The 15,621-nt window shown below is 48.2% G+C and carries 14 protein-coding genes; 11 read left to right on the top strand and 3 right to left on the bottom strand.

Annotation, left to right across the window (positions count from 1 at the left end):
- Positions 1-204 precede the first annotated feature (204 nt).
- The gene (locus tag TRNA_RS39725) at positions 205-1,299 is read right to left on the bottom strand and encodes an NADH-dependent flavin oxidoreductase (protein ID WP_003185542.1); all 1,095 of its coding nucleotides are present in this window, start codon (positions 1,297-1,299) and stop codon (positions 205-207) included.
- 171 nt (positions 1,300-1,470) lie between these two features.
- Here TRNA_RS39725 and TRNA_RS39720 point away from each other — a divergent pair, with 171 nt between their 5' ends.
- From TRNA_RS39720 to TRNA_RS39685, 8 genes are all read left to right on the top strand, one after another.
- On the top strand, positions 1,471-1,794 hold the full coding sequence (locus TRNA_RS39720) for a winged helix-turn-helix transcriptional regulator (RefSeq protein ID WP_011198338.1): 324 nt from the start codon (positions 1,471-1,473) through the stop codon (positions 1,792-1,794).
- 99 nt (positions 1,795-1,893) lie between these two features.
- Entirely contained in the window at positions 1,894-3,612 is a 1,719-nt protein-coding gene (locus tag TRNA_RS39715) for a PrpR N-terminal domain-containing protein (RefSeq protein ID WP_003185539.1), read from the top strand.
- Positions 3,613-3,755: 143 nt separating this feature from the next.
- Positions 3,756-4,643: a 4-hydroxy-tetrahydrodipicolinate synthase gene (gene dapA, locus TRNA_RS39710; RefSeq protein WP_003185537.1), complete on the top strand. Its 888-nt coding sequence runs from the start codon at positions 3,756-3,758 to the stop codon at positions 4,641-4,643.
- Between the two features lie 13 nt (positions 4,644-4,656).
- Positions 4,657-5,823, top strand: a complete 1,167-nt coding sequence (locus tag TRNA_RS39705) for an iron-containing alcohol dehydrogenase (protein WP_003185536.1) — start codon at positions 4,657-4,659, stop codon at positions 5,821-5,823.
- 13 nt (positions 5,824-5,836) lie between these two features.
- On the top strand, positions 5,837-7,108 hold the full coding sequence (locus TRNA_RS39700; RefSeq protein ID WP_003185534.1) for a four-carbon acid sugar kinase family protein: 1,272 nt from the start codon (positions 5,837-5,839) through the stop codon (positions 7,106-7,108).
- 3 nt (positions 7,109-7,111) lie between these two features.
- Positions 7,112-8,110 carry a 4-hydroxythreonine-4-phosphate dehydrogenase PdxA gene (gene pdxA, locus TRNA_RS39695; protein WP_003185532.1) on the top strand — a complete coding sequence of 333 codons (999 nt, stop codon included), beginning with the start codon at positions 7,112-7,114 and terminating at the stop codon, positions 8,108-8,110.
- A 27-nt stretch (positions 8,111-8,137) separates the two neighbouring features.
- Positions 8,138-9,088, top strand: a complete 951-nt coding sequence (locus TRNA_RS39690; RefSeq protein ID WP_003185530.1) for a phosphoglycerate dehydrogenase — start codon at positions 8,138-8,140, stop codon at positions 9,086-9,088.
- Positions 9,089-9,157: 69 nt separating this feature from the next.
- Positions 9,158-10,441 carry an MFS transporter gene (locus TRNA_RS39685; RefSeq protein ID WP_009329627.1) on the top strand — a complete coding sequence of 428 codons (1,284 nt, stop codon included), beginning with the start codon at positions 9,158-9,160 and terminating at the stop codon, positions 10,439-10,441.
- A 36-nt stretch (positions 10,442-10,477) separates the two neighbouring features.
- Here TRNA_RS39685 and TRNA_RS39680 read toward each other — a convergent pair whose 3' ends face one another.
- A complete protein-coding gene (locus TRNA_RS39680) occupies positions 10,478-11,002 on the bottom strand; it encodes an NAD(P)H-dependent oxidoreductase (protein WP_011198337.1) in 525 nt (174 codons plus the stop codon).
- 409 nt (positions 11,003-11,411) lie between these two features.
- Positions 11,412-11,870 (bottom strand): HTH-type transcriptional regulator SlrR, encoded by a 459-nt coding sequence (gene slrR / locus TRNA_RS39675; RefSeq protein ID WP_003185523.1) that lies wholly within the window; start codon positions 11,868-11,870, stop codon positions 11,412-11,414.
- 235 nt (positions 11,871-12,105) lie between these two features.
- Here slrR and TRNA_RS39670 point away from each other — a divergent pair, with 235 nt between their 5' ends.
- From TRNA_RS39670 to TRNA_RS39660, 3 genes are all read left to right on the top strand, one after another.
- Positions 12,106-12,858 (top strand): YveK family protein, encoded by a 753-nt coding sequence (locus tag TRNA_RS39670; protein WP_003185522.1) that lies wholly within the window; start codon positions 12,106-12,108, stop codon positions 12,856-12,858.
- Complete coding sequence (locus TRNA_RS39665) at positions 12,848-13,540, top strand: CpsD/CapB family tyrosine-protein kinase (RefSeq protein ID WP_003185520.1); 693 nt, start codon at positions 12,848-12,850, stop codon at positions 13,538-13,540. The genes TRNA_RS39670 and TRNA_RS39665 overlap by 11 nt, the downstream gene beginning before the upstream one ends.
- Positions 13,541-13,800: 260 nt before the next feature.
- Positions 13,801-15,618 (top strand): polysaccharide biosynthesis protein, encoded by a 1,818-nt coding sequence (locus TRNA_RS39660; protein WP_003185518.1) that lies wholly within the window; start codon positions 13,801-13,803, stop codon positions 15,616-15,618.
- The last annotated feature ends 3 nt before the right edge of the window (positions 15,619-15,621 follow it).

The raw sequence follows: 15,621 nt of genomic DNA, 5'->3' as shown, positions 1-15,621 counted from the left end.
CGCCCTTCACACATTTTAGGTCTTGCCTGCTTAGACAGTAACAATCCCGACGATATTGAATTACCATCATTCTAATATACTCATCTCTGGGACTCAACTGGTCTAAGTTCCTCTTTTCCTATACATTTTTATGCAAATGACACCGATTTTAAGCGGAAAGACACCTTTTTTATATGAATCTATAGTCTGTATAAGCGGGAATCGTCAATCGCTGAAATCAATATACATCGGTATACTTTCCCAAAAGGCATCTGGAATTGCGAGCTTCCGCTGATCATGTCTTGACAGGGTTGTTTGAATATCGTCCTCTTTTCCGGCTCGAACTTTTTGTAGCCACTCCGGATCCATCAGGAGACCCCGCCCGATTCCGATGAGATCGGCTCCTGTTTCCAGCGCTTGAAGGGCGTCTTCCGGTGTGTGTACTTGCCCGGCTCCGATCAGTGGGAGACGGTCTTGGACGGCTTCTTTGATCAGTTCCATCCTTGCGCGGGATCTGTCTGCACCCCTGCGCGGCAAGGACCGGAAATCAACCAGTGATACGTGCAGGTAATCCAATCCTTGCTCCCGCAGTACATTGACGAAAGACAACGTTTCATCCATTGTGATTCCAGGTGTTTCCGGCTCTTCGGGCGAAAACTTGTAGCCGATGATAAAGGACGGCTTATGGCAGCTATCCGCTACGCGTCTGATTTCTTCTATAATCTGAAGCGGAAATCTCATCCGTTTCTCTAAAGTGCCGCCCCAGCCGTCATTGCGCCGGTTGTAATAAGGAGAGAAGAACTGATGGATGAGAAACCCGTTTGCGCCGTGAATTTCGACTCCGTCAAACCCGGCTTCTATCGCTCTTCGCGCCGTCTGGCCGAAAGAATGGATAAGGTCTTGAATTTCTTGCTCAGACAGCGCCCTCGGCACCGGTGCATTCGGTTGATTCGGAGCGACGGCGCTGGCGCTGACCGTCCGCTCTATACCTTTGGCTCCAGGATGGAAGAGCTGGAGGATTGCTTTTGCTCCGTGTTTCTTTAAAGTGGCTGCAAGCCGGGTTAGTCCAGGGATTTGATCATCGTTCTCAGCTCCGGGGATGCCTGGAAATCCGGTTCCGGGCTGTACGGTTGTCGCAGATGTGATGACCATCCCGACTTCTGTCGCCCGCGCGGCATAATAGACCAGTTCGTCGTCAGAAATGAATCCTCCCGGCAATGAGGATGAATGCCCCATTGGCGGCATGATGATCCTATTTTTCAATTGGATTCCGTTTTTAAAAGTAAACGGGGTGAATAAAGACTCGTATTGTTTTTTCATGTTTTTCCTCCTTTTGATATAACCATAGCAACCGCCGGAAGGCTCCACAAGAACGCAATTTTTTTATACATGCTTTATAAAAATAAACCGTAAGATCGTTTTCTTGAATGCTCTGATGTCCATATGGTAGGATCAAGTCAAAATTGGCTATGAGGCAATGGAGGAATTGCTATGAATTCAGCTGTCGATCATAAAGAATGCTCTTCTTTAATTCAGGATGTATTGAAAATTTTCTCTGGTAAATGGTCATTTTTAGTTCTCGCCGAACTCATTCAGGGCAAGCGGCGATTCAACGAGCTCAGAAGGAACTTGGGAAACGTCAACACGAAAGGATTAACTGACACATTAAGACATCTTGAAGAAAGCGGCATGATTTCCCGGAAGGTGTTCCCAACGGTTCCTGTTACTGTAGAATATAAATTAACAGAAAAAGGTAAAGAGTTCCACAGCATTTTTAAAGAGATGGCCGCATGGGGGGGGAAATGGCTTCCGTAATGGAGCCTTTTTATTTTGCCTTCGTTTTGCGGTTCCAAATATTTCTGACTTTTGGTATAGTGATAATGTGTTTAAATTTGCAACAAAAGGTGATCGAATATGAAAGTGATGGCAATTGCTCCATATGAAGGACTGAAAGAGCTGATGGTTCAAGTGGCAGGCGGCGAGAATTTTGAATTCGAGGCGGCTTCTGGAGATTTAGAGAAGGGCGTGGAGCTGGCGAAACAAGCGGAAGCAAACGGGACTGATTTGATTATCAGCAGAGGTGGAACCGCTGAGCTGATCCAGCAAGAAGTTTCCATTCCGGTTGTGGATATCGAAGTGTCGGGATACGATATGCTGCGTGTGCTTACGCTTGCCAAGGGCTATCCCGGCAAGGCGGCAATTGTCGGATTTCCGATGATTGCCGACGGCGCATCGGCGGTGTGCGAAATTTTGGATATTCGGATCGACGCCTGCACCGTATCAGACGAACGCGATGTTGAACCGGTGCTTCTTCAGCTCAAAGAACAGGGCTATCAGATCATTATCGGCGATGTGATCACAATTGAGAAAGCAGAGCAGCTCGGTTTAAACGGACTGCTTTTGACATCCGGAAAAGAAAGCATTGCCAAAGCTTTTGCATACGCTAAAAAACTGTATTCCTTTTTAGAGAGCATCAAGCAGAAGTACGCTGTGCCGTATCACATTTTACAAAAGGCCGAGACCGGTTATGCAGTATACAACAAGACATTGCGGCCGGTTTTTCAAAACGGCGTATTTGCCGAACATATCGGCTTGCTGGATAATCTGGAAGAGCTGATCGGGGAAGCGGAAAAGAAGGGAGTCATCCATTTTAGACTCCGAAAGCATGGGCGGACATGGAATATCACGGGGCGCAGGTTTTTCGTATCAGACGAGGCATTGACCGTATTTACCGCGGAAAATGCAAAAGATGTTCGCGTTTCTTCTTTGCCCGGGGCAACGATTCTTTCTCCTTTGCGGATGAGTTATATGGAAACATCAAGGAACGAAACGATGCAGAAGGTGCTGAAAAAAGCAGAGTTGTTCTCGGCAAGGCGGGAACCCGTATGGATCAATGGAGCGCCCGGCTCAGGGAAAGAGAGCTTGGCCGGGCTGATCCATATGAAGGGGGAGGACAAGCATGAGCCGTTTCGAAAAATCGATGCCGGTTTGCTGTCTGAAGCAGAATGGGAACAGGCTTGTGAAAGCGAAGAATTCTTTTCAGGGAGAGGAACGCTATACATCAAACAAGTCGATCGCATGCCGCCGTCCTCGCAACGGCTTTTACTCAGGCGGATCAGCGAACCGTATGATGGGCCGAGGCTGATCGTTTCTTCTTCCCGCAGGCGCGCCGAGGAATTTTCAAGCGATTTATATGATGCGCTTTGTCATTTGGAACTGGACGTTCCCCCTCTTTCCGAAAGAAAAGAGGATATTTTGCATCTGGCTTATCTGTTTATTGCGGAAAGCAATGAGGCATTCGGCAAACAAATCGTCGGCTTTCGAAACGAAGCTGGTGTTCTGCTTGAAGAAGCGAAATGGCCGGGCAACCTCAGCCAATTGAGAAAAACGGTCCAAAACTGTGTCCTTGAAGCGCAGGGCGTATATATCGAGAAGACTGACGCCGAACGGGTCCTGAGCCGCTTGAACGAGGAAGAAAGAGAAGACATCGATTTATCCGGAACGCTTGAAGAGATCGAAAAAAGGATCATTCAAAAGATCTATGCCGAAGAAGGGAACAATCAAACAAGAACAGCGGAAAGGCTCGGCATCAACAGAACGACGCTTTGGAGAAAATTGAAATCGTCAGATTGATAAGACACCGGCTAAACCGGTGTCTTATTTTTTGTTTTAATATGCAACAACAAATAAAAATATTTAGATAAATACCGTTGATTATTGAAACATTTATGTATATAATCATTTTTGAAAACGCTTTATAGGAAGGGGAGGCAATAATGGGATTCGTACCAAAGGGGATTTATCCTGCTATGCTGACACCGCTCACAAAAGATCAAAGCATTGATGAATCGGCATTGAAACAGCTGACAAACCATTTGATCGATGCTCATGTACACGGGCTTTTTGCGTTGGGTACCAACGGGGAATTTCATATGTTCAACATCGAAGACAAGCTGAAAGTTGCAGAAATCATCATTCAAGAAACGGCCGAACGCGTTCCCGTCATGGTAGGGAGCGGAGGAAACAGCACAGAAGAAGCGATCTGGCTTTCTAAGGAAATAGAGAGGCTTGGAGCAGATGCGCTGTCGGTCATCACGCCATTCTTTATTCCACCGACACAGGAAGAAGCGGCGGTGCATTATAAAACAATCGCGGCATCCGTTTCACTTCCGATCCTTTTGTACAATATCCCTTCAAAAACAGGTTTCCATTTAGAACCAGAAACAGTGGCAGAGCTTGCAAAAGTGGACAATATCGTTGGAATTAAGGACAGCAGCGGAAACTTTGAAAACATACAACAGTATATCGAGCAGACGAAAAATGACGACTTTTCCGTTTTTGCAGGCACCGATTCGCTCATATTGAAAACGCTTCAAGCGGGAGGAGCGGGAGCAGTCGCAGCAACAGCAAATATGCTTCCGGATATCGTAACGTCTATTTACCACCATTGGGCAGAGGGTGAGACTGAAAAGGCGGAGGCTGCCCAGATGGAGCTTCAGCCGCTTCGCGATACGTTTCGTTTAGGTACGATCCCGGCGGCACTGAAAAAAGCGGTTGAGCTTTATTCGATCCCTGTAGGCCCGCCGAAAGCGCCCGTCAAAGAACTGACCGGTCCGGCGCTTTTGGAGGTCGAAAAAATGGTTGCTTCCTATCAATCAAAATAGGGAGGTTTCAAGAATGCCAGCGAATTATCAATTTCGGACAGCCGGTCATATCGTTGCAGGTGAACATTCCATCCGCCGGCTGAAAGATCATGTGCGAACGATTGTACCGAAGGCGGACAGGGCGCTGATTATTACCCAGCCGTCGATCGTCAAGCTCGGCGCGATCGGAGAGGTACAGGCTCAGCTTACAGAGATCGGCATTCAGTCAGATGTTTGCACAGCCATATTGCCGGAACCGACCGTACAAAATATTGAAGACGTATTTAGAGGCATCCGTGAGAAACGATACGACATTCTCATCGGAATCGGCGGAGGCAGCGTTTTGGACGGAACGAAAATATTGTCCGTGCTGCAAACGAATTCAAAAAAGGTCGAGGAGCTGCTCGGGACAGATTTGGTCGAAAAGCCGGGAATCCCGACCGTGCTGATTCCGAGTACTTCGGGGACGGGCGCAGAGGTGACGCCGAACGCGATCGTTACGCTTCCAGAAGAGGAATTGAAAGTCGGCATCGTCAGTCCGCTTCTTTTGCCGAAACTTGTCATTCTTGACCCGGTCATCACCCTTGGATTGCCAAAACCGATTACGGCGGCTACCGGAATGGATGCATTCACTCATTCGCTTGAATCGTTCATTTCGACGAAAGCAAACCCGATCAGCGATATGTTCGCTTTAGAATCCATCAGATTGATTTCGGCAAGTATTGTGGAAGCATATGAAAACGGTTCATCGATACAAGCGAGAGAAAACATGCTGCTCGGTTCGACGTATGGCGGAATGGCGCTGACGGCTGCCGGTACTGCTGCCGTTCACGCCCTCGCCTATCCGCTTGGGGGGAAATACCGAATTTCCCACGGTGTCGCCAATTCGATGCTCCTTCCGCATGTGATGGAGTTTAATATGGATGCCATTACAGAACGGCTGTCTCTTGCGGCAGAAACAATGGGAATCGTTGCATCTGATTTGACCGCCGAACAAGCGGCTGAGGCCGTTGTGCAGAAAATAAGAGAGTGGACGGAGCGGCTGAATATTCCTCAGGATTTAAAAGCGTTCGGCGTAACCGCAAGCGACGTGGACGATTTAGCCGACTCAGCTTCAAAAGTGACGCGCCTGCTTCATAACAATCCGAAACCGCTCAGTCTGGAAAATATAAAAGACATCTATCGAAAACTAATCAACTAAAGGATGAAGACATTTGAAAATTGCAATCATCGCGGATGATTTGACGGGAGCGAACGACTGCGGCGGTCAGCTTGTTCATTACGGGATGGATGTTTCCGTCAAACTCGACGCCGAATTCACCAGACGGGAAACGGAAGGCGTCGTTATTTTCAATACGGACAGCAGATCGCTGCCAGCCGCAGAGGCGAAGGCGACTGTGAAAAACATCAGTGAACACATCTCCCGGCAATCGTTTGATATCGTCTACAAAAAAATCGACAGCACGATGAGAGGAAATATCGGAGCCGAGCTTCAAGCGATGTACGAAGTGTTTCAGCCGGACTTTGTGCTGATCGCTCCCGGCTACCCTCAAAACGGACGCCAGGTTATCGGCGGCATCCATTATGTGAACGGCGTAAAGCTTGAAGAAACCGAAGCGGCAAACGATCCGAAAACGCCTGTAGCCGAGTCGAATATTCAAAGATTAATAGAAAAGCAGACTCGAAATAAGAGCGGGCATTTATCATATGAAGACATCCGCCGCGGACACGGGCATGTCCGCAACAAGCTGGAACGCTTTCGGGCGGAGGGGATTTCATATGTGACGGCCGATTCGGTTCACGAATCCGATCTGCAGGGGCTGGCGCTTATTCTGGAGAGTTTGCCGTATTCTATCATTTTGGCCGGTTCGGCAGGCTTGATGAGCTGTCTGCCCAAAGCGTTCAATCTGAAAGAAAGGGAGCTCGGTCAAACCGTTCCGTCTTCCGACCAGCCGATCATGTTTGTCGTCGGAAGCATGAGTCGGACGGGGAGGGAACAGCTTCACGAACTATTCGCCGGACGTGCGGCTGAAAAAATTGAAATGAGATCAGAGCGCGTGCTGTGCGGCGGAGCTGAGAAAAGAAACGAGTTCGAACGGCTGAAGGAAAGGGCGGCGGACGTCCAGCGCCGTTCGAAACACATCGTCCTCTGCACCTCAGACAATGCGGCAGAGACACAGAAGATTGGTGAAAGCCGCGGACTCACCCCAGTTCAAACGAGCAATGCGGTGTCCGGTGCACTTGGCGAATTTGCGGGCGAGCTGATTCAAGCTTTTCATGTGAAACGGCTGTTCTTAACCGGAGGTGACACGGCATATCAAGTGCTGCATCAGCTTCGGATTCATGAGATACGATTGCTGGACGAAGTAGAGCCCGGCATTCCGCTGGGAGCAGCCGGTGAAGAATTGTACATTGTGACAAAGGCCGGAAATTTTGGCTCGCGTTCGGTGATGGCAAGTGCGGCAATCAAGCTACAAGGAGGATAAACAATGAAGAAACCGGTTATCGGCATTACAATGGGCGACGCGGCAGGCGTCGGTCCGGAAATTATCGTAAAAGCCCTCACGTCCCGCGAAGTGTATGATATGTGCAGGCCGCTCGTCATCGGCGATATGAAAATGCTGAAAAAAGCCGCCTTCCAAATCGGATCAGAGGTTGTTATTAACAAGGTCGGGCATCCGGACGAGGGCGGTTTTGTACATGGAAAGATCGATTGTCTCGATATTGAACTGCTGCCTGAAAACCTGCCTGTCGGAAAGGTGTCGGCTGAAGCTGGAAACGCCGCTTTCCATTTCGTGAAAAAAGCGGTTGAGCTCGCTAAAAAAGGCTGTATTCAAGCGATTTGCACAGCGCCGTTAAATAAGGAGGCGCTGCATAAAGGCGGACACCGATACCCGGGGCATACGGAAATTCTCGCTCATTTAACGAATACAACAGACTACAGCATGATGCTGGCTTCGCCAAAGCTGAAGGTGATTCACCTGACAACGCATCAAGGGCTGATCGAGGCGATTCAGTCGATTACGCCGGAGCGGACCTATAAAGTCATCCGTCTCGCACATGATACATTGACAAGAGCCGGATTCGAACAGCCGAAAATTGCTGTTTGCGGAATCAACCCCCATGCAGGGGAAAACGGCCTGTTTGGAAGCGGCGAGGAAGAACGGCAATTGCTTCCGGGGATTGAGCAGGCGGCAGCTGAGGGAATCGATGCCGGCGGCCCATACCCCGCAGACACGCTGTTTTACAAAGCTGTCAGAGGAGATGTTGACCTTGTCGTAGCCTGCTACCACGACCAGGGGCATATACCGGTCAAAGTCCTCGGGTTGGAAGAGGGCGTCAACATTACAGTCGGATTAAACGGCGGGATCATACGCACCTCTGTCGACCACGGAACCGCATTTGACATTGCGGGGCAGAACAAAGCCGATGAAAGAAGCATGCTCGCTGCTTTGCGGTCAGCCGCTGAGCTGGCGCCCAAATCGTAGAAAAATGAAAGAAGGTTGGTGCATCTTATGAAAGTCGTATGTACATCACCGTCATTTGCGAAATACTCAGACGATCCCGTCTTGTTTTTGGAAAAAAAGGGCATGTCGCTGGAACGCCTTCCTGCAGATATAACCGAGGAGCAGTTTATTGAAGCAGCAGAAGGAGCGGATGCCGCGATCGTGGCGTTTAACCAGATTACGCCGTATGTCCTGGATCGTCTCCCTTCTTTAAAAATTGTCTGCAAACATGGCGTCGGTGTCGACAATATCGATCTGCACGCTGCGAAAGAGCGCAACGTCTGGGTGACGAATGCCCCCAACGCCAACAAGCATGCAGTCGCCGATTTTGTATTCGGTCTCATGCTGTCGGCTGCAAGACAGATTCCTGCAGCCGACAGGGAGACAAAGCTGGGAAAATGGCCGAGGATTTTTGGATCTGACGTTTACGGCAAAACACTCGGCATCGTCGGACTTGGCATGATCGGAAAAGAAGTCGCCAAACGGGCGCAAGGCTTCAATATGACTGTTTTAGCCTATGATGTGTTTCCTGATCGTGCATTCGCAGCCGATCATCACATCCATTTTACAGAGCTTGATCAGCTCTTGAAAGAATGCGACTTTATCACTCTTCATATGCCGCTCACAGCCGAAACGGAAAACATGATCGGTGAAAAAGAATTAGCCGCTATGAAAGAAACGGCTTATCTGATCAATGCTTCAAGGGGAGGCATCGTGTCCGAGTGTGCGTTATATGATGCCTTGGCGAGCGGGGGCATCGCTGGAGCTGCGCTTGACGTGTATCAAACCGAACCGCTGAAGCAGCACCCTCTCTTTGAGCTGGACCGTTTTATCGCCGTGCCGCATATCGCGGGGTATACCCGAGATGCCGTACAGAACCTTGGCATGATATGCGTCAAAAACATCGCTAGTGTACTGATCGACAAACAAAAACCGGAGTTTGTCGTCAACGGGTTGTGAATGTGTTTTCATTCATGCCCTGCATCATGATTTGAAAGCGTTTTCTACAAATGGGATGAGGTGGATAACATGTTGAATCACCCGATTCAAAAAAAGTCAAATGTACGCTGGGTTGTCGCGTTTATGATGTGGGCTGCGATTGCCATCAATTATATTGACCGGACAGTTCTTTCGGCTGCCGCTCCCTATATTACCGAGGAGTTCAACTTGACACCCGGCCAAATGGGAATCATCATGTCCGGTTTCTTCTGGTCGTACGCTTTGCTGCAGCTGCCTTCAGGCTGGGCGGCCGACAAGTACGGTCAGAAAAAAACGCTCGGTTTTGCGGTTGTTTGGTGGTCTGTTGCTACGGCGCTGACGGGTCTTGCGACAGGCTTCAAATCCCTGCTCGGGCTGCGGGTCGCACTGGGAGTCGGAGAGGCTGCTGCATATCCGAGCAATGCGGGGATTGCCGCCAAATGGTTTCCGAAAAAAGAAAGGGCGACAGTAGCCGGAATTTTTGACAGCGGGTCAAAGTTTGGCGGAGCTGTTGCAATGCCTTTGATCGCCTGGATGATAGCGGTCTTTGACTGGAAACTGACGTTTCTTTTGATCGGACTTGTCGGTGTCGCGTGGGGAATTGTCTGGATGATTTTCTTTAAGGAGAATCCCGCAGATCATAAGCGCGTCAATGAGGCGGAACTGGCCCATATTCGGGAAGGGCAGGCTCACATGGAAGAAACGGGCGGCGGCCAGCCGCTGAAGTGGTATCAGCTATTCAAATATCGCAACATATGGGCGATGTGCATTGGATTTTTCATGATCAATTATAATTCTTACTTCTTTATCACATGGCTGCCGACATACCTTGTTAAAGAAAGGGGCATGGATTTAATCGAGATGGGGATTATGGCGTCTCTCCCGCTTTTGACTGCAATGGTCGTCGAAGTCGGAGCCGGATGGATGTCCGACCGGATATATGCAAAGGGAAAACTGTCGCTGACAGCCGTCCGGAAACTGTTTTTAATTATCGGGCTTGTCATGGCTTCGTGCATCGGTTTTGCCGCTTTTGCAGATTCCGCTATCCTGGCTGTCATCCTTCTTTGTGTAGCGAAATCGGGAACGACTGTCGCCGCGTCCCAAGTCTGGGCGCTTCCGGGGGATGTGGCTCCGAAAAATATGACGTCGATGGTTGCCGGTATTCAAAATACAGTCTCTAATATGGGCGGAGTGGTCGGACCCATCATTACCGGCTTCATCGTTGGCGCAACGGGTTCTTTCGTGCCGGCGCTCCTTTTTTCGGCTGCTTTGATCATCATTGCCATTTTAAATTATCTATTCCTATTGGGAAAAGTGAAACAGATTCAAGTATAAGGAACAAGCCCGGCTCATAAGCCGGGCTTTTCTCATTTAAAATGACTTCAGCACATGCTCCCTGTATTGTGTCGCACCTTCAGCAAGCTCGCTTTTTCCGGCCGTGCCCGCTTGATAGAAGACGTAAGGCGGAAGGTATGTAGTACCGATGAAGTTGCTTGTCGCCTGAAAAGGGCGTAACAGTTCGCTGATCGCATAATGATTTGACCCGCCGGCCTGATAGGCTTCTTCGGGAGCGCCCGCCGATACAGCGACCATGAATTCTTTGCCGCGAAGCGCTGTGCCGTTTGTTCCGTATGCCCAGCCGTAGAGAAGAACGTGGTCCAGCCATTTTTTTAAGAGAGGCGGCGAGCTGTACCAATAAAGCGGAAACTGGAAGACGATCCGATCGTGTTCTTCACAAAGTTTTTGTTCTTTTTCCACATCAATGGCCTCGTCAGGATATTCCTGATAAAGGTCGCGCAATGTAATGCCCGGTGCGTCTTTCAATGTGTCTGCAAATGCTCTGTTCACAACTGACTGCTCCATATTCGGATGAAATGCGAGCACTAATACTTTCATGATTTCATCTCCTTCTTCCATTTTATTCATCTTAACGAACAGCCAGCGCGGATTCAACAAAAACGCTCCGTCCCCATTCAAGGAATCGGGCCGTGACAAAGGTCTTGATATAAGCCGCAAGACACAGACTTTGCATGCATTGGAGGATGATGCGAAAGGTCAAAATCCGAGTTTCTTCATTTATATATAAACATAAGCAAAAAGTCTCTTAAAGACTGCCATGAAAAAATAAGGCAAACAGGTGAAAACGGAGCTATAGACATGGATCATCATGATCGGGCGATATCTATTAATGCGATTATTCCGAATTTTCGGCAAGTTTAAATGGAAATGTGGATTTATATCCGGATGAATGGTTCAAGTCAAAAGCACCCGTTTTCTTCTAAAAAAAATATGAATGCAGGATAAATTAATGATTTTTTGTCCTCATCAAAAACGCTTCTACTTCTTTGACGGTCAGTCCCATTTCTTTGGCCTCCAGCATAAGGGCTCTCCATTCGTCGATATTCGCCCGGGTCAGCTCTCTGTTTCGATAAAGCGCCCGTTCTTTCTTTTTCTGCTTGAGGCGATGTGTGAATTGAAACAGTTCTTCCTGGTTCATCCCGGCCTGCACGGCCTGTACAAGATGGGTTCTCCACTCATCTTCCTGCTCAGTCCGGCGATAAAGGATCACTTCGGTATCAAACAATTCCTTTAATTCGACTTTCAGCGCCCGGGAGATTTTTTTCAGGAATTCGACTGACGGATTTCTGTGAACGCCGCGTTCAATTTTGCTTAAATATGATTTTGATACGCCTGCTATATCAGCAAGCTGGTTAATGGAGTAGCCTTTTCTCTTTCTGTACATTCGGATGACTCTTCCGATCATACTGAATCCTCCCCTTCCCCTTGCCATTCATATAAAACGCTTTCTTGTTCATTATAAGAAATAATTTGTTCTTTATAAAATTCAAAAATTTAAGATATCGACAGAAAATAAAAGAAAACGAACGAATTTGTTCTCTAAAAAGAACTATATAGCTAAATTCAGCATTTTTCAATTCAAATTTTTTCTTTTATAATCCAATCATTAACAAACGGCATTCCTGAGGAGGCAGTCAAGCATGAAAGAAAATATTGATTTTAGAGAACTGATTGCAATCTTGCGAAAAAGAACGGTTCTTATTCTCGTTTTGACAATAGGTGTAACATTGACGACCGGAATCATTCAGTTCTATGTGCTGACACCTGTCTATCAGGCATCGACGCAGATCTTGGTGCATCAAGTAGGGGAGAAAAAGGGGAGCGCCACATACAGCGATATTCAAATCAATCTTCAATACACACGGACATTCCAAGCGCTTTTGAAAAACCCGGTGATTTTGGAGCAAGTCAAGAGAGAGCTTGATTTACCTTACTCTGCCGGCCGGTTGGGTGAAAAAATTGCAACGAGCAGTGAAAGCGAATCTGAGATTATAAATATTTCGGTCCAAGATGAAAATCAGAAACGGGCGGCCGATATAGCGAACACTTTAACTGCGGTGCTCAAAAAAGAGATTAAGCAAATTATGAACACCGATCGGGTAACCGTCCTGTCAAAAGCCGAAATAGTCGATTCGCCGACACCTGTCAGACCGAATTACAAAATGAATATTTTGCTGGCATTCGGCGCCGCATTAATGACCGGAATCGCTTTGGCGTTCTTTTTGGACTTTATCGATGATACGGTTGCAAGACCGTCTCAAGTCGAAAAGGAAGCGGGATTCATTTATTTGGGAAGTATTGAGCAAATGAAGCATAAAAAAAGTCTGTTTCGCGGGGACCCCGATATGAATATCCGCGTAAAAGCAGGAAGGAGTGAGCCGCTTGGGTATTAGAAAAAAACGCTCTCGCAAATATCAATCGGCGCTTGTCGCATTGCATCAGCCGAACACGCCGATCGTCGAACAGTATCGGACGATCAGGACGAACATTGAGTTTTCATCATTTGAGAAGCCGTTCAAGTCATTGCTCATTACATCGGGCCTGCCGGGAGAAGGCAAATCATTCTCGGCTTCAAACTTGGCGATCGTATTTTCGCAACAGGAAAAAAAGGTCCTTTTGATCGACGCAGATTTAAGAAAGCCGACGATCCATAAAATTTTTGAGCTCGATAACCATTCAGGTGTCACAAATGTATTAATGAAAAAATCGACGCTGGAAAATGTCGTCCAGCAAAGCCAGGCGGAAAATCTCCATGTGCTGACAAGCGGTCCGATTCCTCCGAATCCGTCCGAGCTTTTGTCGTCGCAGGCGATGGAGGACCTGCTTGCGGAAGCGTACGACCAATACGATTTAGTCATCCTTGATTCGCCGCCGCTTTTGCCGGTCGCAGACGCGCAAATATTGGCGAATCAGGTGGATGGAAGCATTCTTGTCATCCTCAGCGGAAAAACAAAGCTTGATAACGCGATCAAGTCTCGGGACGCGCTGAATTCTTCCAAAAGCGAACTGCTCGGCGCCGTGCTGAACGGGCGGAAAGTGAAGAAAGCGCGCCAATATAATTACGCAACCATGTAATCTTATGAAGCGGCTGCAGCCGCTTTAGGTGATGTCTCCTTGCCTTTACCGATGGAGGCACTCGGCTCTACCGTGGGCAGACTACCTGTCTGCCTTAGACGCAAGTCGTCGATGGCGGGGCGTGAGGACGGGTTAAATGCCCATCTTTATTTAATTTACGTGCTCGGTTTAAATTTGAAAATCGCCCGTATCTTTTTAGCTCATGGGATTTTGCCCTGAAAGATCCTATCAGCTAGAAAGATACATTAGGAGGTAGGAAATTGACATATCGGAGAAGGCTTTCCATTATTACCGCACTCGATTCGTACTTGGTTTTGCTGTCCATCTTTATCGGATATCAGCTGATTTTGCCATCATATGATTTATACCCTTCGGAAATGCTGCTGATGACTTCACTGATACTGCTTGGCGCTCAGCATTTATTCGCCCATTGCTTCCACCTTTATAAAAAAGTATGGGAGTATGCAAGCATCGGTGAATTGTATGTGCTGCTTAAATCGATTACATTGTCCCATCTTGTGACGGCGGCCCTCGAGCTGTTTTTCTTTCAAAACGTTCCGGTTCGTCTTTTATGTTTAAGCTGGCTGTTCCAGCTCATTTTGATCGGCGGATCGCGGATGATGTGGCGCATCATCAGGGAACAGGTGAACAAAGAAAGCAAAGGATCTCTAAGGGCGCTTATCATCGGAGCGGGCTCTGCCGGCAGTTTGATTGCAAAACAGCTTGTGCAGAAGCCGGAATTGAACATTAAGCCCGTCGCCTTTATCGACGATGACAAAACGAAATACCGGCTTGAAATCATGGGTCTGCCCGTCTTAGGCGGGAAAGAGCAGATTATGCAGGCGGTCCGGCAATGGAATATCGACCGGATCATCATCGCCATTCCATCTTTGAGCGTCACTCAGATGCAGGAAATGTACAAGGCGTGTGCGCAAACAGGTGTCAAAACGCAAATCATGCCGAAAATAGACGAAATTTTGCTTGGCAGACATCCTGTCGGCCAGCTTCGCGATGTCAAAGCAGAAGATTTGCTTGGAAGGGAGCCTGTCCAGCTCGATACGAGCGAAATCTCCAATACGGTCAAGGACCGCGTCGTACTTGTGACTGGGGCCGGAGGTTCAATCGGCTCGGAAATCTGCCGGCAAATCAGCAAATTTAAACCGAAATCGATCATTTTAGTCGGGCACGGAGAAAACAGCATCCATTCGATCCTGCTTGAACTGAAGGAGAAATTCGGAAAGCATGTCGCCTATTATCCCGAAATCGCGGACATACAGGACAGAGAAAAAATGTTTTTGCTGATGGAACGCTACAAACCGAATGTCATTTATCATGCAGCTGCCCACAAGCATGTACCGCTGATGGAAAAATGCCCGAAAGAAGCTGTCAAAAACAATATCCTCGGCACGAAAAACGTCGCTGAGGCCGCCGACGAAACCGAAGTGGAGACATTTGTCCTGATATCGTCAGACAAAGCGGTCAACCCTGCCAATATCATGGGGGCAACGAAGCGGTTCGCGGAAATGCTGATCATGAATCTCGGCAAAACGAGCAAAACCAAATTTGTCGCCGTCCGCTTCGGAAATGTTCTCGGCAGCAGGGGAAGCGTCATTCCGATTTTCAAAAAACAAATCGCTAAAGGCGGCCCGGTCACTGTCACACACCAGGACATGACGAGGTACTTCATGACGATTCCGGAAGCTTCAAGGCTCGTTATTCAAGCGGGGGCGCTTGCCAAAGGAAGACAGATATTCGTGCTCGATATGGGCGAACCGGTCAAAATCGTCGACCTCGCCAAAAATCTTATCCAGCTTTCCGGCTATACGACAGAACAGATCAAAATCGAATTTACAGGCATCCGGCCGGGAGAAAAAATGTACGAAGAGCTGCTGAATCAAAATGAAGTGCTGGCAGAGCAGGTTTTTCCGAAGATTCATATCGGCAAGGCGGTCGACGTCGAATGGACGGTGCTGAAGTCATTTATGGATGAATTTATGTATTTGTCAGACCGCGAGCTGAGAGAACGCTTGTTCAAAGCGATCGGCCAGCACGAGAAAAAGCTGGTGACAGCGCACTAGGGG

Origin of the sequence: Bacillus licheniformis DSM 13 = ATCC 14580, assembly GCF_000011645.1 — a bacterium.
Classification (GTDB): Bacteria; Bacillota; Bacilli; order Bacillales; family Bacillaceae; genus Bacillus; species Bacillus licheniformis.
The sequence above is the reverse complement of the archived record's forward strand: the minus strand, read 5'-3'. Positions and strand labels throughout refer to the sequence as shown.